Annotated in this window: 17 protein-coding genes and 1 pseudogene; 9 read left to right on the plus strand and 9 right to left on the minus strand. The window is 64.3% G+C overall.

All coding sequences use genetic code 11. The annotated features are described in order from the left end of the window. Positions 1 to 102: 102 nt before the first annotated feature. The 6 genes and pseudogenes from SJY40_RS07690 (at position 103) to SJY40_RS07715 (ending at position 5,702) form a co-directional block, all read left to right on the plus strand. Positions 103 to 1,062 (plus strand): Bug family tripartite tricarboxylate transporter substrate binding protein, encoded by a 960-nt coding sequence (locus SJY40_RS07690; protein WP_378944629.1) that lies wholly within the window; start codon positions 103 to 105, stop codon positions 1,060 to 1,062. Next, on the plus strand, positions 1,059 to 1,502 hold the full coding sequence (locus SJY40_RS07695; protein ID WP_378944631.1) for a tripartite tricarboxylate transporter TctB family protein: 444 nt from the start codon (positions 1,059 to 1,061) through the stop codon (positions 1,500 to 1,502). Before SJY40_RS07690 ends, SJY40_RS07695 begins: the two co-directional genes overlap by 4 nt. A 4-nt stretch (positions 1,503 to 1,506) precedes the next feature. Next, a pseudogene (locus tag SJY40_RS07700) lies at positions 1,507 to 3,034 on the plus strand (tripartite tricarboxylate transporter permease). 1 nt (position 3,035) lies between these two features. Further along, positions 3,036 to 4,385, plus strand: coding sequence for an acyclic terpene utilization AtuA family protein (locus tag SJY40_RS07705; RefSeq protein WP_378944634.1), 1,350 nt, complete (start codon positions 3,036 to 3,038; stop codon positions 4,383 to 4,385). Beyond that, positions 4,382 to 4,681, plus strand: a complete 300-nt coding sequence (locus SJY40_RS07710; protein WP_378944637.1) for a DUF4387 family protein — start codon at positions 4,382 to 4,384, stop codon at positions 4,679 to 4,681. Before SJY40_RS07705 ends, SJY40_RS07710 begins: the two co-directional genes overlap by 4 nt. Then, positions 4,674 to 5,702, plus strand: coding sequence for an AbrB family transcriptional regulator (locus SJY40_RS07715; protein WP_378944640.1), 1,029 nt, complete (start codon positions 4,674 to 4,676; stop codon positions 5,700 to 5,702). The genes SJY40_RS07710 and SJY40_RS07715 overlap by 8 nt, the downstream gene beginning before the upstream one ends. Here the strand turns inward: SJY40_RS07715 and doeB are convergent. The 9 genes from doeB to SJY40_RS07760 form a co-directional block, all read right to left on the minus strand. Beyond that, a complete protein-coding gene (gene doeB / locus SJY40_RS07720; protein WP_378944643.1) occupies positions 5,699 to 6,688 on the minus strand; it encodes a N(2)-acetyl-L-2,4-diaminobutanoate deacetylase DoeB in 990 nt (329 codons plus the stop codon). The genes SJY40_RS07715 and doeB overlap by 4 nt on opposite strands. Then, positions 6,685 to 7,881: an ectoine hydrolase DoeA gene (gene doeA, locus SJY40_RS07725; RefSeq protein ID WP_378944646.1), complete on the minus strand. Its 1,197-nt coding sequence runs from the start codon at positions 7,879 to 7,881 to the stop codon at positions 6,685 to 6,687. Before doeA ends, doeB begins: the two co-directional genes overlap by 4 nt. Then, entirely contained in the window at positions 7,882 to 8,850 is a 969-nt protein-coding gene (locus SJY40_RS07730; RefSeq protein ID WP_378944649.1) for a cyclodeaminase, read from the minus strand. It lies immediately after the preceding gene. Further along, positions 8,847 to 9,809: a hydroxyectoine utilization dehydratase EutB gene (eutB, locus tag SJY40_RS07735; protein WP_378944652.1), complete on the minus strand. Its 963-nt coding sequence runs from the start codon at positions 9,807 to 9,809 to the stop codon at positions 8,847 to 8,849. The genes SJY40_RS07730 and eutB overlap by 4 nt, the downstream gene beginning before the upstream one ends. Then, the gene (locus tag SJY40_RS07740; RefSeq protein ID WP_378944654.1) at positions 9,794 to 10,489 is read right to left on the minus strand and encodes an ectoine utilization protein EutA; all 696 of its coding nucleotides are present in this window, start codon (positions 10,487 to 10,489) and stop codon (positions 9,794 to 9,796) included. Before SJY40_RS07740 ends, eutB begins: the two co-directional genes overlap by 16 nt. Further along, on the minus strand, positions 10,489 to 11,784 hold the full coding sequence (locus tag SJY40_RS07745; RefSeq protein ID WP_378944656.1) for a TRAP transporter large permease: 1,296 nt from the start codon (positions 11,782 to 11,784) through the stop codon (positions 10,489 to 10,491). The genes SJY40_RS07740 and SJY40_RS07745 overlap by 1 nt, the downstream gene beginning before the upstream one ends. Continuing rightward, complete coding sequence (locus SJY40_RS07750; protein ID WP_378948316.1) at positions 11,781 to 12,392, minus strand: TRAP transporter small permease; 612 nt, start codon at positions 12,390 to 12,392, stop codon at positions 11,781 to 11,783. The genes SJY40_RS07745 and SJY40_RS07750 overlap by 4 nt, the downstream gene beginning before the upstream one ends. A 141-nt stretch (positions 12,393 to 12,533) precedes the next feature. Next, positions 12,534 to 13,544 (minus strand): TRAP transporter substrate-binding protein DctP, encoded by a 1,011-nt coding sequence (gene dctP / locus SJY40_RS07755; RefSeq protein ID WP_378944659.1) that lies wholly within the window; start codon positions 13,542 to 13,544, stop codon positions 12,534 to 12,536. A 159-nt stretch (positions 13,545 to 13,703) separates the two neighbouring features. Continuing rightward, a complete protein-coding gene (locus SJY40_RS07760) occupies positions 13,704 to 15,104 on the minus strand; it encodes a PLP-dependent aminotransferase family protein (RefSeq protein ID WP_378944661.1) in 1,401 nt (466 codons plus the stop codon). A gap of 72 nt (positions 15,105 to 15,176) precedes the next feature. On the opposite strand from SJY40_RS07760, the gene SJY40_RS07765 reads away from it, so the two are divergent. The 3 genes from SJY40_RS07765 (at position 15,177) to SJY40_RS07775 (ending at position 18,628) form a co-directional block, all read left to right on the plus strand. Continuing rightward, positions 15,177 to 15,665 carry an Lrp/AsnC family transcriptional regulator gene (locus tag SJY40_RS07765; RefSeq protein ID WP_378944664.1) on the plus strand — a complete coding sequence of 163 codons (489 nt, stop codon included), beginning with the start codon at positions 15,177 to 15,179 and terminating at the stop codon, positions 15,663 to 15,665. Positions 15,666 to 15,786: 121 nt separating this feature from the next. Beyond that, positions 15,787 to 17,244, plus strand: a complete 1,458-nt coding sequence (locus tag SJY40_RS07770; RefSeq protein WP_378944667.1) for an NAD-dependent succinate-semialdehyde dehydrogenase — start codon at positions 15,787 to 15,789, stop codon at positions 17,242 to 17,244. Positions 17,245 to 17,257: 13 nt separating this feature from the next. Then, on the plus strand, positions 17,258 to 18,628 hold the full coding sequence (locus SJY40_RS07775) for an aspartate aminotransferase family protein (protein WP_378944670.1): 1,371 nt from the start codon (positions 17,258 to 17,260) through the stop codon (positions 18,626 to 18,628). The last annotated feature ends 2 nt before the right edge of the window (positions 18,629 to 18,630 follow it).

The raw sequence follows: 18,630 nt of genomic DNA on the forward strand, positions 1-18,630 counted from the left end.
ACAACTTTCGGGCAGTTGGTGACAGGTTCGTGTCAGCTTTTCAGCAAAACCTGAACCCCGCAAGCCCGCCCAAAAGCAGGCGGGCCAGTCTGGGAGGACAGCATGAAAAATTGGACCCGTGCGGCAACCGCCGCGCTGATGATGACCGTCGCAGCCCCGGCCATGGCCGAGGAATGCATCGCCCCCGCCAACCCCGGCGGTGGCTGGGACTTCACCTGCCGCCAGATCGGCCGGATCATGACCGAACTGGGACTGGTGCCGAACATGGTGCAGGTCACGAACCTTGCCGGTGCCGGTGGCGGCGTGGCCTATACGCAGGTCGTGGGCAAGCGCGGCAGCGATGCCGATCTGTTCGTAGCGGCATCCTCGGCCACGACAACGCGTCTGGCGCAGGATGCATTCGCCGGCGCGACCGCCGATCAGGTGCGTTGGGTCGGTTCGATCGGTGGCGATCCCGGCGTGATCGTGGTGGCCAAGGACAGCCCCTATCAGAACCTGAACGACCTGATCGACGCGGTGAAGGCCGATCCGTCGCAGGTGGCCTTTGCAGGCGGTTCTGCCGTGGGCGGTTTCGACCACCTCAAGGTGCTGATGACGCTGGACAAGGCGGGCTTCGATGACGCCAAATCGGTCAAATACATCGGTCTGGACGGTGGCGCGGATGCGATCACCCAGACGGTCGGCGGCTTTGCACAGGCCATGACCGGCGACATGTCGGAAATCACCGGCTTCATCAAATCGGGCGACGTGCGCCCCGTGGCCGTCCTGTCCGAGCAACGCGTCGCAGGGTTCGAGGACGTCCCCACCGCCAAGGAACAGGGCGTCGATATCGTCGCCATGAACTGGCGCGGCATCTATGTCCCCAAGGACATCAGCGATGAAGACTATCAGAAGTGGGTCAACATGCTGGGCAAGGTCGCCGAATCCGACCAATGGCAGACGGTGATGACCGAAAACGGTCTGGCCCCCTATACCGTCCTTGGCGCCGACTTCGAGACCTTCGTCTCGGACAACATCGCCGAGATCCAGCAGGTCTCGAAAGAGATCGGGATTCTTCAATGATCAAGGGTGACCGCATCTTCGGAGCGTTCATGATGGTCGTGGCGTTGGGGTATATCCTCAACGCCCGCGGCATCCAGACCAGCTTCATGTCCGATCCGGTCGGCCCGCGCCTGTTCCCCTATCTGGTCGGCGCGGTCGTGATGATCGCGGCGCTGGTCATGGTCCTGCGCCCCGACCCCGACGATGAATGGCCCGCAGGGCCCATGGTCGCGCAGCTGGCTTTGGCGCTGGCGGTGCTGGCGGGCTATGCCTATGCCATCTCGCCGCTTGGCTTCCTGATCCCGACGGCCATCGCCTCGGGCGTTCTGAGCTGGCAGATCGGCGGCAATCCGCGGCGGGCAGTGCTGGCCGGGATCGGCCTGTCGATCGGGTTGTTCGTATTGTTCCGCGTGTTGCTGGGACTGGGCCTGAAGGGCCTGCCCGCCGGAATGGGGTTCTGAAACAATGGATACTTTAGCAAATCTGGCGATGGGGATGTCCATCGCCCTGACGCCCTATACCCTGGTGCTGGCGGTGATCGGGTGCTTTGTCGGCACGATCATCGGTGCGCTGCCGGGTCTTGGGCCGTCGAACGGGGTGGCGCTGCTGATCCCGATCTCGTTTTCCATGGGGCTGGACGCCGTGTCGGCATTGGTCCTGCTGACTTCGGTCTATTACGGAGCGATGTACGGCGGGCGGATCAGTTCGATCCTGCTGAACATTCCGGGCGATGAACCGGCGATGATGACCACGCTGGACGGCTATCCCATGGCCCGCCAAGGCAAGGCCGCCGAGGCGCTGGTCGTGTCCGGCGTCGCATCCTTCGTGGGTGCGCTTCTGGCGACCGTCGGCCTGATGATCTTTGCGCCCTATCTGGCCCGCGTCGCCTATCAATTCGGGCCTGCGGAATATTTCGCGCTTTATATGCTGGCCTTCTGCACACTTGGCGGGATCGGGTTAACCAATCAGGCCAAGGCGGCCATGTCCGCGGCCATCGGTCTGGGTATCGCCATGATCGGCATGGACAAGACCACCGGCATGCCGCGCTTTACCTTCGGCGAATTACACCTGATGGACGGCGTCGATTTCCTTGTTGCCATCGTCGGCCTGTTCGCCGTGGCCGAGATCTTCCACTTCATCGAAAGCCATGGCCGCGACAGCGCCATCGGCGTCAAGCTGGGCAAGATTTTGGTTCCGTGGAAGATGCTGAAGCAGACAAGCGGCGCGATGCTGCGCGGCACGGGCATCGGCTTTGTCGCGGGCGTCCTGCCCGGTGCGGGCGCATCGCTGGGGTCATTTCTGGCCTATATGGCGGAAAAATCCGTCGCCAAAGACAAGGACAGCTTCGGCAAGGGCAACCCTAAGGGCGTCGCCGCCCCCGAGGCCGGCAACAACGCTGCCGCCGGTGGCGCGCTGGTGCCGATGCTGACGCTTGGCGTGCCGGGTTCGGGCACCACCGCCGTCCTGCTGGCGCTGCTGCTGACGCTGAACATCACGCCCGGTCCGCTGCTGTTCGCCGAGCGTCCGGAAATCGTCTGGTCGCTGATCGCGTCCTTGCTGATCGCCAACGTCGTGTTGCTGGTGATGAACGTGCCGATGGTCAAGATCTTCGTCCGCATTCTGTCGGTGCCCGCTTGGGTGTTGTTGCCGGGCGTCACGATGATCGCCTTTGTCGGGATCTATTCGCTGACTGGTTCGTCCTTCGACATGCTGATGATGGTCGGTTTCGGCGTCCTGGGCTATGTCATGCGCAAGCTGGGCATGCCGACCGTTCCGGTGATCCTTGGCATCCTGCTGGGCAACGCGATGGAGGATAACCTGCGCCGCGCCATGGTCCTGTCGAACGGCGACTGGCAGTATCTGTTCAGCTTCTCCGATCGCGATCGGCTTGTGGACGGCGGCGGTTCTGGGCTTTGTTGCGCCGATCTTCCTGCGCCGGTTGCTGAAGAAACCGCCGATGCCCGAAACCGACCCCACCCTGAACGAGGATTGACATGACAACACGCGTTCTGGTGCCCTCGGGCGTCCTGGGGCTGGGCTTTGACCGCGCCGCCTTGGCCAAAGGCGTCGCCATGTCCCCTGACATCATCTGCATCGACGGAGGGTCCACAGACAGTGGGCCCTTCAGCCTCGGCGCGGGGCTGTCCAAATATTCCCGCGCCGCCACCAAATCCGAATGGCGCAGCCTGATGCAGGCGCGTGCCGAACTGGGCGTGCCCTTGGTCATCGGCACGGCGGGCACCTGCGGCACCGACACCACGGTGGACTGGATGTTCGACATCACCACCGAACTGGCCAGCGAACTGGGCCAGTCGCTGACCGTGGTCCGCATCTATTCCGACCAACCCGCCGAGCGTGTCGCCACCGCCCATGCCGCGGGCCGCGTCACCCCCCTGACCCCCGCCCCCGATTTCACGCTGGATGGCCTGACCAATATCGTGGCCCTCGCCGGTGTCGAACAGATGCAGGCGGCGCTGGCGACGGGGGCCGATATCGTCATTGCGGGCCGCACGACCGACACCGCCACCATCGCCGCCCTTCCCCTTGCGCGGGGCGATGCGGCGGGGGCGGCTTGGCATGGTGCCAAGATCGCGGAATGCGGGGCGTTGTGTTCGACGAACCCGACCTCGGGCGTGATCATGGTCGATTTCGACGACACGGGCTTTACCGTCCAGCCGCTGGCGGATGGGGCGTTCTGCACGCCGCATTCGGTGTCGGCGCATATGCTGTATGAAAATTCGGACCCGTTTTGTCTGTATGAACCGGGCGGATATCTGGACGTGACCGGCGCACGCTATACCGCGCTGGATGCCCGCCGCGTCCGGGTCGAGGGGTCGAAATGGGTCCCCGGCCCCTATACCGTGAAACTGGAGGGCGCGCGCATCGCCGGTTACCAGACCACCATCATCGCCGTGCTGCGCAACGCTCATTACGTCGAAAACGCCCAAGCCTGGGTGGACCGTCTGACCGGTTTCCTGCACGCCGAGATCGCCACCCGCATGGGGCTGTCGCAGGATGACTATGATATCCAGTTCCGCCTGATGGGCGTCGACGCGACCCTTGGCACCTTGGAGAACCGCAAAGGCAATCCGGTCGAGGTCGGCGTCCTTGGCATCGTCACCGCCCGCGATCAAGCGCAGGCGTCCGAAATCGGCAAGCTGATCAATCCCTTCGTCCTGCATTACCCGCTGACCGACGACGAGGAACTGCCGACCTTCGCCTTCCCCTATTCCCCCGCCACCACCGATCGCGGCGCGCTTTACGAATTCGCGCTGAACCATGTGATGGCGCTGGATGATCCCATGTCGGCCTTCCGCCTGACCGTGACTAAGGTGACCCCATGACCCTTGGCGATCTTGTCCTGAAAGTGCGGTCCAAGAATGCCGGACCGTTCTGGGTGACCATCGATATTTTTTGCGACAAGCCTGACGTCTTTGACCGGCTGACCGCGCAGTTGCAGACCGATGACGTGGCGCGGCTTTACGGGGTGTCACCCGACGGGCTGAAACGCTTCGACATCCCCGATCTGCGTGTCATCAAATTCAGCCTGCCGCGACCCGTCGTGCAGGGATCGGTCCATGACCGCGACATGCACGGCGCCCAATACGCCGCCCTGCTGGAAGAGCTTGCCCTTGACTAGACCACGCATCCTGACCTTCGGTGCGGGCCTTGCGGGGGCCGCGCTGTTTCTTCTGCTGGGCCTGCCGCTGCCGTGGTTGCTGGGGCCGATGCTGGGTTGTCTGATCGTGGCGCTGAGCGGCGCACGCATGCAGGGCGCGGGCCAGTTCGGCATCTTCATGCGGACCTTTCTGGGCGTCGCGGTGGGCGCATCCATCACGCCGCAAGTGCTGTCGGGCCTGCCCGAGATTGCCGGTTCGCTGGCCATGGTGCCGCTGTTCATCGGGTTGATTGCCATGGTGGGTTACCCGCTGCTGCGGTTTGTCTTCGGCTTCGACCACCCCACCGCATGGTATGCCGCCATGCCCGGCGGCCTTCAGGACATGCTGGTCTTCGGCGAGGAGGCTGGTGGCGACATCCGCGCCCTGTCGCTGATCCACGCAACCCGCATTCTGGTCATCGTCACCGTCGCGCCGCTGATCATGACGCTCTACTGGCAGGTCGACCTGTCCCAGCCCCCCGGCGCGCCGATGTCATCGCTGCCGTGGTGGCAGATCGCGTTGATGATGGTGGCCGGCATCGTCGGCTGGAAGGGCGGCGAACGGCTGGGCCTGTTCGGCGCATCCATCCTTGGGCCGATGATCCTGACCGCCGCACTGTCGCTGTCCGGCATCATCCAGAGCCGCCCGCCAGCCGAGATCATCCAAGCCGCACAATTCTTCATCGGCATCGCCGTCGGGGCGAAATACGCAGGGATAACCGCCCGCGAATTGCGCGTCGATGTAACGGCGGGGCTGGTCTATGCGGTGATCCTTGCAATCATCAGCCTGATCTTCCTAGAGGCGATCCACCTGATGCATCTGGCCCCCGCGCTGGACGCCTTCCTGGCCTTTCTGCCCGGTGGTCAGGCTGAGATGGTCATCATCGCCATCATCGCAGGCGCCGATCTGGCCTATGTCGTCAGCCATCACATCCTGCGGATCCTGATCGTGATCCTGCTGGCACCGATCGTGTCGCGGCTGTTCGGCGGGCGGGGGCGCTAGGCCCCCACCACGGCGATCACGGCGGCGCAATCGCCGGTCTGGATCAAGCCGGGGAAATGCCGCGCAGCGATCACCCCGTCGCGGTTGGCGGTGATGACCACGGGTTCCACCCCGGTGCGGTCTGGTGCCCAGATCTGCGCGATGGGCTGGCCCGCCGTCACCGCATCGCCCAGATCGGCCAATGGCTGCATCAGCCCGTCGCGGGTGGCAAAGTGGAAACAGTCGTCCCCCGGCATGTCCAGCCAAACGCTGTCCACCTGCGGAACCTCGCCCGCCAGAATGCCCGCATGACGCAACAGGTTGCGCGCCCCGTCGATGGCGATCTGCGCGCTGCGGGCAGTGGCCGTGCCCCCGCCGCCCAGTTCGGTCGTGACAAAGGTCTTGCCCTGAGTTTCGACCGAAGTGTCGAACATGCCGACCGCGTCGATCTCCAGCATCATCATCGAATAGGGCGCGCCGAAAGCCTTGACCCCCGCCACGCAGGCCGCCTGTTGGGACTTGTCGTCCAGATAATGAGCCGCCGCATAGGGCAGGAAATCCAGCGTCTTGCCGCCCGAATGATAGTCCAGCACGACATCCGCCAAAGGCACCAGCACGTCGTTGAAATAACTGGCGATCTTCTGGCTGACGCTGCCTTTCGGGTCGCCGGGAAAAGCACGGTTCAGGTTCACCTGATCGATCGGGCTGACCCGCGTGCCCGCCCGGAACGCCGGATAGTTCATATAGGGCGCGATGATGACGCGCCCCGTGATGTCGGCAGGGTCCAGATCCCATGCCAGCTGTTGCAATGCGATGGGGCCTTCGTATTCATCGCCATGATTGCCCCCCGTCAGCAGCGCCGTCGGACCTTTGCCATTGGCGATGACGGTGATGGGGATCATTACACTGCCCCATGCGCTGTCGTTGCGGCTGTAAGGCAGGCGCAGGAAGCCGTGATGCTTGCCCATGCCGTCCAGCGGGATGGTTGGAACGATGGGATGCGTCATGTCTTGACCAGCATGCGGCGCGGGATGTTGCAGAACAGTTCCGGTTCACGTTCGGTGATGACGATGGATTCCGTCGTCTCGTATCCCCAGTTGTCCATCCACAGACCGGTCATGAAGTGGAAGGTCATGCCGGGCTTCAGTTCCGTGCGGTCACCACGACGCAGCGACATGGTGCGTTCGCCCCAGTCGGGCGGATAGGACAGGCCGATCGGGTAACCGGTGCGGTTGTCCTTGACGATGCCGTAACGGTCCAGAACCGTGAAGAAGGCATTGGCGATATCTTCACAGGTGTTGCCCGCGGTGGCGGCGGAAAGACCAGCCTCCATCCCCTCCAGCACGGCTTTTTCGGCGTCCAGCATCTCCTGCGGCGGGGTGCCAAGGAAGATCGTGCGCGACAGCGGCACATGATAGCGCTGATAGCAGCCGGCGATTTCGAAGAAGGTGCCCTCGTCCAGCTTCATCGGCTGGTCGTCCCAAGTCAGATGGGGCGCGGCGGCGTCGGGACCCGAGGGCAGCAGCGGCACGATGGCTGGATAATCGCCGCCATGCTGGGACCATTCGTCATAGCGCAGCCCCGCGTCATAGATTTCCGCCACCAGATCGCATTTGCGCATGCCGACCTCGATCCGGTCGGCGATGCGGCGGTGCATGCGTTCGACGATGCGCGCGGCCTTGCGCATATAGGCCAGCTCCTTGGGCGTCTTGATCGCGCGCTGCCAGTTCACCAGCCCCGTGGCATCAAGGATCTGCGCATCCGGCAGGCCCGCGCACAGGCGCTGATGGGCCTTGGCGGTGTACCAATAGTTGTCCATCTCGACGCCGATAAAGCCGGTGTGCCAGCCGCGGTCGGCCAACTGCGCCCACAGATAATCCATCGGGTGACGGTCGACCGATTGGACGTAGTGGTCGGGATAGCCGATGATGTGGTCATCGCTCATCCAGACGGTGCGCAGGGCGCCTTGAGCATCCTGCCCGCGTCCGAACCAGATCGGCGCGCCGGTCGGGCCGACGATCACGCATTGGTGGACATAGAACGACCAGCCGTCATAGCCGGTCAGCCACGCCATGTTGGACGGGTCGCTGACGATCAGCATGTCCAGCCCCAGCTTTTCCATGCTGGCGCGGGTCTTGCGCAAACGCTCCTCGTATTCCGCGGTCGAGAAGCGTTCCGGTGTCCTTTGCAGTTCTGGCATTCACGTGTCTTTCGAAAACGCGGCAAGCGCGTGGGTGGCAATCGCGGTATCCTGCGCGCCGGTGCCGGTCAGATCGCAGATGGTGATCTGATGGGCGTCGGTGCGGCCGGGATGGGTTTGGGCGATGATCTGTCCCAGCTCGGGGACGCGGGCATCGACGTCATAGGTTTTCGCCTCGAATGCGGCGCGCAATTCGCCCATCAGGCGGGTCTGGCTGGCGCGGTCGGCGACATAGAGATCGGCACGGTCCAGACAATGCGGGTCCAGCTCGTTCTTTCCGGGCTGGTCGCTGCCCATGGCGGTCACATGCATGCCGGGGCGCAACCATGCGGCGCGGAAGATCGGTTCGGTCGCCGGGGTGGTGGTGACGACGATATCGGCAAAACCCGCCGCCTCGGCCGGATCGGCGGTGGCATGGACGCGCAGATCGGGGCTGTCCAGTTCGGCGGCCAGCGCCTGCGCGCGGGCGGCGTCGCGTGCCCAAATGACCGCACGGTCGATGGGACGCACCAACCGCAGCGCCTGCAGCTGCAACCGCGCCTGCAGGCCCGCGCCAAAGATCGCAGCACGGGTGGCATCGGCCCGCGCCAGATGGCGCGCGGCCACGCCCCCCGCCGCCGCCGTGCGGATATCGGTCAGATAGCCGTTGTCCAGCAGCACCGCCCGCACCCGCCCCGTCTGCGCATCCAGCACTGCCATCATGCCGCTGGTCGAGGGCAGCCCGCGCGCCGGGTTGTCGAAGAAGCCCGGCGATATCTTGACCGCGAAGCCCGCCAGCCCCGGCACATAGGCGGTCTTGATGTCCACCTCTCCGTTGACGTCGGGCAGATGCATGGACAGGACCGGCGGCATGACGACGCCGCCTTCGGCCAGACCGCGAAAGGCCTGTTCCACGATATCAATGATGGTCCGGTCCAGATGGATGCGCTGGCGCAGCTGCTGTTCGGTCAGGACCAGAATATCCGTCATGGGGTGCCCTTCATGATCTCGGCGTGGCGGAGAGGGTCGATGTTTTCGCCCGACAGGATCAGCACTAGCGGACCGTAATCGGCGCGCAACCGACCCGACAGGACGGCGCCCGCACCCACGGCGGCGGCGCCTTCGATCATATGGCCGTCGCGGGCCAGATGGCGGAGACCATCGGCGATCTGATCCTCGGTCAGCAGGATAAGATCGTCCATCAGGTCGCGGACCATCGCGAAGGTCAGGCGGTTCTTCAGCCCGATGCCACCGCCAAGGCTGTCGGCCAGCGTCGGCAGTTCGGGGATCTCGATGGGGTGGCCGACATCGAGGCTGGCGGCCATGGCCGCGCCACGCTCCATGCTGATGCCCACGATGCGGATGTCGGGGCGCAGCGCCTTGGCCGCCGCCGCGACACCGGCCAGCAGACCGCCACCCGAGAGGGGAATGGCGATGGTGGCGGCATCGGGGATCTGGTCCAGAATTTCCAGCCCAAGGGTGCCCTGCCCCGCGATGACATCGGAATGATCGAAGGGCGGAATCAGGGCGAAACCTTCGTCGCGTTGCAGGCGGATCGCTTCCAGAAACGCCTCGTCCTGGCTGTCGCCGATGATGCGGGCCTCGGCGCCCAGTTCGGTGATGGCGTCCAGCTTGTTCTGCGGCACAAGGCGCGACATGCAGATGATGGCAGGGATGCCCTTGGCCCGCGCCGCATGGGCCAGCGCCCGCCCGTGGTTTCCGGTCGAGGCCGTCGTGACCCCGGCGACCTTCCCCACACGCGCGACCGCATTGGTCGCCCCGCGCAGCTTGAAGGCCCCTGTCGCCTGCCGGTATTCGCATTTCAGCCAGACCGGCCCGCCCGCAATCTGCGACAGCGATGCCGAAGGCTGGAACGGCGTGATCCGTACCTGATCGCCGATCCGGTCGCGGGCCGCCATGATGTCGTCCAGCGTCACCACGTCCGGCACCGGAACAATGCCCCCGGCCCTGCGGCGGGGATCTGCGCCTGATCCAGCATCGCCCAGAACAGCGACTGGTTCGAGGTGACAACGGGCTTGCCCAAGGCGGCCTCGATCCGGTCGATCAGACCGACAGCGGGCAACGCGGTGCAGGACATGAACAGCGCCTGCGCGTCGGGATGATCGCTGGCCAGCGCCATCTGCATGATCGCGTCAGCCTCCAGCACCGCCATGTCACGGTCGTCGGCATGGTTCATCGAACTGCGGCGCACCACGTCGATGCCGTGTTCCTGAAAATAGTCGCCCACCAGATCGGTCGTCGCCGCCAAATAGGGCGTCATCAGCGCCAGCCGCGTCACCCCAAGCGCCGCAAACCCGCGCAGCGCGGCGGATGTCGGCGTCACCAGCGGCGCGCGGTCGCCGACCAAATCACCGATCCCCGGCCCCAGCACCGCCGAAGCGGACGTGCAGCCGAACCCGATGGCCGCCAGATCGACCCCCGGCACCAACAGATCCGCCGCCGCCCGCAGGCGGGGGCCGGTGTTGCGCAGGTTCTCCTCGGTCGTGGGGTTGTCGAAGGCGATGCGGGTCACATGCAGCTGCGTCCCCCATGGCATCAGGCGCGCGGCGTCGCCCTCGATCGTCATGTCGGTGGCAAGGGCCACCAGACCGAAACGGCGCAATGCCATCATGCACCCCCTTTGGCGAAGGCCAGATCACGCAGGAACAGGGCGATCTGCGGGAAGAAGATCATCGCCACGGCCACTGACAGCAGGATCGCGATGAAGGGTGGCGTGCCGCGGATCACGTCAAGATAGGGACGCTTGAAGACCGCGATGGCCGTGAAGATATCGCAGCCGAAGGGAGGTGTGGCACTGCCGATGGCCACCTGCAGGGTAATGATCGTGCCGACCAGCACCGGGTCCAGACCAACCGATTGCACCACCGGTGAAAAGATCGGCACAAGGATCAGGATGACCACGATCGGGTCGACGAACATGCAGCCGATGAAGAAGGCGATCGAGATCGTGAACAGCACCCCGTAAGGCCCCATCCCGTCGATGCCGATCCCGCCAAGGATCGCCTGCGGGATCTGTGCAAAGCTGATGACATAGCTGAAGGCCGTGCCCGCACCGACCAGAATGAAGACGACCGCGGTGATCAGGCCGGTGGATTTGGCGGTGGCGTAAAGCTGCTTCAGGCTCAACTCGCGAAAGACGACCAACTCCAGCAGCAGGGCGTAAAGCACGCAGGCGGCCGCGGCTTCGGTCGGTGAAAAGACGCCACCATAGATGCCGCCGATGATGATGACCGGAAAGCCTAGGGGCCACAGCGCGCGGCGCACGGCGCGGAAGCGCTCGGGCCATGTGGCCGGTTCCTCGGTCGGGACGTTGTGGCGAACGGCATAGATATAGGCATAGATCGAGAACAGCAGAAGGATCAGCAGCCCCGGCCCGATACCCGCGATGAACAGTTCCGAAATCGAGGTGCCCGACACGACGCCATAGATGATCATGCCGATCGAGGGCGGGATCAGGAAGGCGATGTCGGATGCGTTGATGATCAGGGCCAGCGAAAAGCTGTCGCTGTAGCCCGCCTTCAGCAGGCGCGGGCGCAGCGGCCCGCCGACGGCGACCACCGTGGCTTGCGTGGACCCCGACACCGCGCCGAACATCGTGCAGGCACCGGCGGTCGAAATGGCCAAGCCGCCTTTGACATGGCCCAGAAAGGCCATGACCAGATCGATCAGACGTTCCGCCGATTGGCCGCGTGTCATCAGATCGGCGGCAAAGATGAACATCGGCACGGCCACAAGGCTGGCGGGCTGGATGCCCGCGATGACCTGCTGGACCAGCGTCTCCAATTGGCCTAGCCCGCCGAACAGCCCCACGAAACCGACCATCGATCCGATGATCAGCGGAACCATCATCGGGAAACCCAACAGAAGAAGGACGACCATGGTCCCAAGAATTGCTGCTGTCATTGATCCTGGGCCTTTTCATCCATAGCGTCGGAGGGGGCGTCGGAATATCCGTCGCGCGTGCTTGTGGACAGCCAGATGCCCGGGTCGGTGATGTTCTTCAGGGCCGTCAGAACATACTGCAGGCCGGTCAGGAAAAAGCCCAAGGGCGCCCAGACCAGTATCCACCAGTTGGGGATCTGCAGCGCGGGCAGCACCCTGCCGCGCCCTGCCTGCGTGATAACATAGGTCAGCGCGAACCACGCCAGCAGCAGCATCAGCGCGCCGGTCAGACCCGCGATCAGCGCCATGGCGATCTTGCGGCCCTTGGGCGGCAGCGCGTCGAAAAAGGCCGACATGCGGATGTGCCGCCCGTGGCGTGCGGCATAGGAAATGCCCGAGAAGGTGATCAGCACGATCAGCGCCTGGTTCACCTCTTCCGAGAAATAGAGGGATTGTCCAAAGACATAGCGGCCCACCACATTGGCGACCGTGTTCAGGGCCATCAGCAGCACGCCGAGGGCCAGCAGGATCGCCTCGATCCGCGCGATGGCGGCATCGACATGGCCCAAGGGGCCGGGCAGTCCGGAATCATATTGTGAATTGTCGATATCGTCGTCAAGCACCGGCATTTCGGCTGCGGCCAGAACGTCGGGATCCGGTTCGGGGGGGGTCGTCTTGGCCTGCATGGCTGCTTGTCCTGCCGATAAACCGCGTTGGGTCGTCAAAAGCGGTCCGGCCCCGCAACGGGGGCCGGAACGGTGGCGCGGGTCTTATTTGGCGCCTGCGGCTTCAAGATCGGCCTTCATCTGGTCCAGCAGTTCCTGCGCGCGCGGACCACCGATTTCCAGGAAGGTCTCCTCGACCTGACCGGCGGTGTCGCGGAAAGGTGCACGCTGTTCTTCGGACAGTTCGGTCACGGTGATCTCGGGCTTGGCTTCCTTGATCATTTCCAACGACTTGTCGGTCAAACCTTGCTGATATTCGATGATGGTGTCGAATGCCGTCGCGGCGGCATCGCGAACCACTTTCTGATCCTCTTCCGACAGGCCGTCGAAGAATTCCTGATTGGCCATCAGCGCCGTGGTGAAGTTGTTGTGGCCAAGGCGCGTGATGTAATCGGTGACCTCATACATGCGTGTGGATTCGATGAAGAAGGCCGGGTTTTCCTGACCGTCGATGATGCCAGTCTGCAGACCGCCATAAACCTCGCCCCATGGCAGCGGGGTGGGCGTCGCGCCGAAGGCCTTGTAGCTTTCGACCAGCAGCGGGTTGGTCATGACGCGGACCTTGACGTCGCCCAAATCGTCGGGACCTTCGACGGGCTCTTTGGTGGTCAGCATGACCTCGCCCTCGGGGTACATCTTCAGCAGTTCCAGACCCTGTTCGGCATAAAGCTCGGGGAAGATCTCGTTGATGGCCTTGCTGTCGCGGAAGAAGGTCGCCAGCGTTTCTTCATCCTGAGGCAGCAGATAGGGCACGAAGAAGACCTGCGCTTCGGGGATCAGCGATCCGGTAAAGCCGGGCGACTGGTTCACGAACTGCAGAATGCCAGATTGGGTCTGCTCCATGATGTTGTCGCTTTCGCCAAGCGTGCCGAAGGGGAACAGCTGGACCTCATGGTCGGAATTGGCCTCGACCTCTTCCTTGAATTTCTGGGCATAGACGCCCTGAACCTCGTCCAGCGCCTCTTCGAACGCATAGCGCCATGTATCGGCCATGGCGGCGCCGCTTCCCAGAACAAGGGCTGCAATGCTGGCGGTCGTCAATGTCTTGATGGTCATGGTACCTCCTGTGGTGGACAATCGTGGGCCAACGGCCCCGCTGCCTCAAAGTTGCAGGATTCGGGCTAATTTGCCCCACCTGGCTTGCGCCGAGAGTTCGGCTCAAGCGATTTCCAAGTCAATTTCTATATTAAATCATGACAATTCCGGGCCGGGGTGTCAAACCGGCTGCCCGTCGATCGTGCCTTGGGCGAAGGAACCGCCGGGCAGGATTGCACAAATCTGTCGCAGCGCGCGGTCCAATTCGTCGCTGGTCGCCCCCCCGACCGAGATGCGCAGCCCCGGCCCGGATGGCAGCACCGCAAAGCCCGACCCCGGCGCCACGGCCACCTGTCGCGCCAGCGCCGCGGCGACCACCGCAGCCTCATCCGTGCCCGCCGGAAGCGGCAAAAAGCGGTGCAACCCGTGCTGAAAGCCCTGCGCCATCGGTCCCAGACTGCGCTGCATCATCCGGTTGCGTGCCGCCAGTTCGACCCGCTGCGCCGACAGCAGCGCATCGGCGGTGCCGCCGGCGATCCAGTCCTGCGCGATCTCGGCCATCAGGGGCGTCGCCATCCAGTTCATCGACAGATGGCGGTTCAGCGCGGCCTCTGCCCAATTTTCAGGCATTGCAAGAAAGCCAAGGCGCAGACCCGGCGACAGGCATTTGGACAGCCCGGTGAAATAGAAGCTGCGGTCCGGCGCGATGCTGGCGATGGGGGCGGGTCGGCGCAGGGGTATGGGACCGGTCGGATCGCTTTCCAGGATCATCAGACCGGCGGTGGCTGCGGCCTCGGCCAGTTCGGCGCGGCGGTCGCGGTCGATGATGCGGGCAAAGGGGCCGCCGCCTGCCGGCAACAGAAAGACCGCCTTCATCCGCCCCCCCGATGCCGCGGCGGCGGCGATCAGCGCGTCCGGATCCATGCCGCGATCGTCGCCCGCGATCCCGCGCAGCCGCAGATGCAAATGCTTGGCCGCAGGCTTGAGCGTGTGGCAGGTCGAGCTTTCAGTCGCGATGATGTCGCCCGGCTGCGCCACCGTCATCAGCGCCACGAACATCGCGGGCGTCGTGCCGTTGGTGATCAGGATGCGCTGCGCCGGCACCACCATACCGCAGCGCGCCAGCCAGCCCGCCGCCATCCCGCCATAAAGCGACATGGTTTGGCGCGGGCGGAACGACAGCATCACGGGGTCCGGCAGCCGGTCGGCCAGCCGGATCAGGCTGTCGCGCCACGCCTCAGCGATGGCGGGCAGGCGCACCGGCGTCATCATCGACAGATCGATCGGCGGATGCTGGGTCGGCGCGCGGAACCACGGCACCTCGATGGTGTCGCGCGGGCCCGACCTGACAAAGCTGCCGCGCCCCACCTCGCCCGAGATCAGGTCGGCGCGGATCAGTTCCTCATACGCGCGGCTGACGGTCTGAACGCTGACGCCCAATTGCCATGCCAGATCACGGTGCGGCGGCAGCCGCTGTCCGGGTTGCAGGCTGCCCGCATCGATGGCGGCGGCGATGCCCTGTGCCAGACTGCGATATGCGGGGCGGGTAATGTCTTGTTTTCTAAGTGGCCAATGGGACATGGATGCAGGATTGCCGTCCCGGCGCCACTTGTCCAGATTGACAATCGCCAAAGGCGCGGAAAGAACCGTCCCATGACCCCAGCACGCCCTGAACTGCGCCTTGATGACCGCGACATCGCAATCCTTGCGGTGCTGTCGCGCGAAGGCCGCATTGCCAAGACCGCCCTTGCCGCGCGGGTGAACCTGTCGCCCACGCCCTGCTGGGACCGGATGCAGCGGTTGGAAAAGGCCGGGCTGATCCGCGGATATCGCGCCGATATCAGCCTTGCGGCCCTTGGCAAGCATGTGCAGGTCTTCGTGACGGTGGAACTGGACAGCCACCGCGCCGAAAGCTTCCAGACCTTCGAACGCGTGATCGCGCGGATGGATCAGGTGACCGGCTGCTGGGCCATCGGCGGCGGCTATGATTACCTGATGCAGGTGGTGGCCAGCGATGTCGCGGCGTTTCAGGACATGATGGACGGGCTGCTGGAAAGTCGCGCGGGTGTGCGGCGTTATTTCAGCTATATCGTGACCAAGCCGGTCAAGGACATGCCCCCCGCCACCGCCCTGCTGCCGTAACCGGAGGAAATCCTCTGGCACGGCATCGCTGGCGCGAGGAATCCTCTGCCCTGCCCCTGATCTTCAGGGAAATCACCTACGCGGTCCACGTCACATTGGCGCCAAGCCAAGGAGGTGCGCCATGTTTGACGATCAAAGCCGACTGTCCGAACGTCTTGACGATGCGGGACTGCTGCCTGCCGCGGGCGATTTCCCCGCCGAAGGACGTCTGGCCGTGCGTGACCCCGCCACCGGCGATCTGGTGGCGCAGGTCGCCATCAGCGATGCGAACGGCGCGAAGGCCGCCGTCGATGCCGCCCAGGCCGCCTTTGCCGATTGGTCCGCCACCCTGCCCCAGGACCGCGCCGCGATCCTGCATCGCTGGCACGGGCTGATCCTGGCCGCCAAGGAAGACCTGTCGCGCATCATGGTCGCCGAACAGGGCAAACCTATCAGCGAAGCACGAGGCGAGATCGACTATGCCGCCAGCTTCGTGCAGTTCTATGCCGAGGAAGCCCTGCGCCCCAACATCGAAGGCGTCACCAGCCATCTGGCCGATGCGGAAATGGAACTGTGGCGCGAACCCGTGGGCGTCGCCGCCCTCATCACGCCGTGGAACTTCCCCTGCGCCATGATCACCCGCAAGGCCGCCGCCGCATTAGGCGCGGGCTGCACGGTGGTCATCCACCCATCCGCCGAAACGCCGCTTTCGGCGCTGGCGCTGGCGGTGCTGGCTGAACGGGCCGGTTTCCCCGCAGGTGTCGTCAACACCATCATCGGCGATGCCGCGACCATCGTTGGCGAATGGACCGCCGACAAACGCGTGCGGGCGCTGTCCTTTACGGGTTCCACCGAAGTTGGCCGATTGCTCTATCGTCAATCCGCCGACACCGTGAAGCGTCTGGTGATGGAGCTTGGCGGACACGCCCCCTTCATCGTTTTCCCAAGCGCCGATCTGGACCGCGCCGTGACCGAGGCCGTGAAGGCCAAGTTCGCCACATCCGGGCAGGACTGCCTTGGGGCGAACCGGTTCTATATTCACCGCGACGTTTATGATGATTTCTGCGCGCGTTTCACCAAAGCCACGCAGGCTTTGACCATGGGTCACGGCATGGATGACCCCGATATCGGCCCGCTGATCCATGACCGCCAGATCGACAAGCAGGTGGCCCATGTGCAGGACGCCCTGTCCAAGGGGGCGCGGCTTCTGTGCGGGGGCAAGGTCGATGACGATCTGGGGCCGCTGTTCTTCCAGCCGACCGTGCTGGCCGATGTCACCGACGAAGCGGCGATCATGCATGAAGAAACCTTTGGGCCCGTCGCCGCCCTGTCGGTCTTCGACACCGAGGAGGAAGTCATCGAACGCGCCAATGCCTCTGAATACGGGCTGGTGGCATATGTCCACAGCCAGGACCCGCGGCGGATCTATCGCCTGACGCGGGCGTTGCAATACGGCATGGTCGCCGTGAACCGCACCAAGGTCACGGGCGCGCCGATCCCCTTCGGGGGAATGAAGCAATCCGGTCTGGGCCGCGAAGGCGCCCGTCAGGGCCTCGAGGCCTTTACCGAGATCAAATATGTCTGCCGCGACTGGGGATGAAAGGAAATCCGATATGCTGACCAATGATGAACTGGCCAAATGGGACCGCGAGAGCTTTTTCCACCCCTCGACCCATCTGGGGCAATTCGAACGCGGCGAGGCCCCCCAACGCATCATCACCGGTGGTGAGGGCGTCTTCATTCAGGACCGCGACGGCAACCGCCTGCTGGACGGTTTCGCGGGGCTTTACTGCGTGAACGTCGGCTATGGCCGCACGCAGATTTCCGAAGCCATCGCCAAGCAGGCGCATGAGCTGGCCTATTATCACGCCTATGCCGGGCACGGGTCGGAAACCTCGATTACGCTGGCGAAGATGGTCATGGACCGCGCCCCCGAAGGCATGGCCCGCGTCTATTTCGGCCTTGGCGGATCGGATGCGAATGAAACCAACATCAAGCTGGTTTGGTATTACAACAACATCCTTGGCCGCCCGAAGAAGAAGAAGATCATCAGCCGCTGGCGCGGGTACCACGGATCGGGTCTGGTCACCGGTTCGCTGACGGGGCTGGAGCTGTTCCACAAGAAGTTCGACCTGCCGCTGGAGCATGTGATCCACACCGAGGCGCCCTATTACTTCCGCCGCCCCGATGCGTCGATGTCCGAGGGCGATTTCGTCGGCTATTGCGTTGACAAGCTGGAGGCGCTGATCGAGGCTGAGGGTGCCGACAACATCGCTGCCTTCATCGGTGAACCCGTTCTGGGCACCGGCGGCATCGTTCCGCCCCCCGCGGGTTATTGGCAGGCGATTCAAAAGGTTCTGGACAAGCACGACATCCTGCTGATCGCGGATGAGGTCGTCACCGGCTTCGGTCGTCTGGGCACGATGTTCGGCTCCGACCATTACGGCATGAAGCCCGACCTGATCACCAGCGCAAAGGGTCTGACCAGCGCCTATGCGCCCCTGTCGGCATCGATCGTCGGGCAGAAGATGTGGGACGTGCTGTCGCGCGGCACCGACGAAAACGGCGTGCTGGGCCACGGCTGGACCTATTCAGCGCACCCCATCGGGGCGGCGGCGGGCGTTGCCAACCTGAAGCTGATCGACGAGCTGGGCCTGGTCGAGAACGCCGGCAAGACCGGCGCCTATCTGAACCAGCGCATGCAAGCGGCCATCGGCGATCACGCCCATGTCGGCGAGGTTCGCGGCGAAGGCATGTTGTGCGCGGTGGAACTGGTCGCGGATCGCGACAACCGCAAATTCTTTGACCCGTCCGAAGGCAAAGGCGCCAAAGTCGTGGCCGCCATGCTGAAGCGCGGCGTCATCGCCCGTGCCATGCCCCAAGGCGACATCCTGGGCTTTGCCCCGCCCCTGTGCCTGACCGAAGCCGAGGCCGATCAGATCGTCAACGTCACCACCGAGGCGCTTGCCGAAGTGCTGGGCTGATC

Source organism: Paracoccus sp. R86501, assembly GCF_042466435.1.
Classification (GTDB): domain Bacteria; phylum Pseudomonadota; class Alphaproteobacteria; order Rhodobacterales; family Rhodobacteraceae; genus Paracoccus.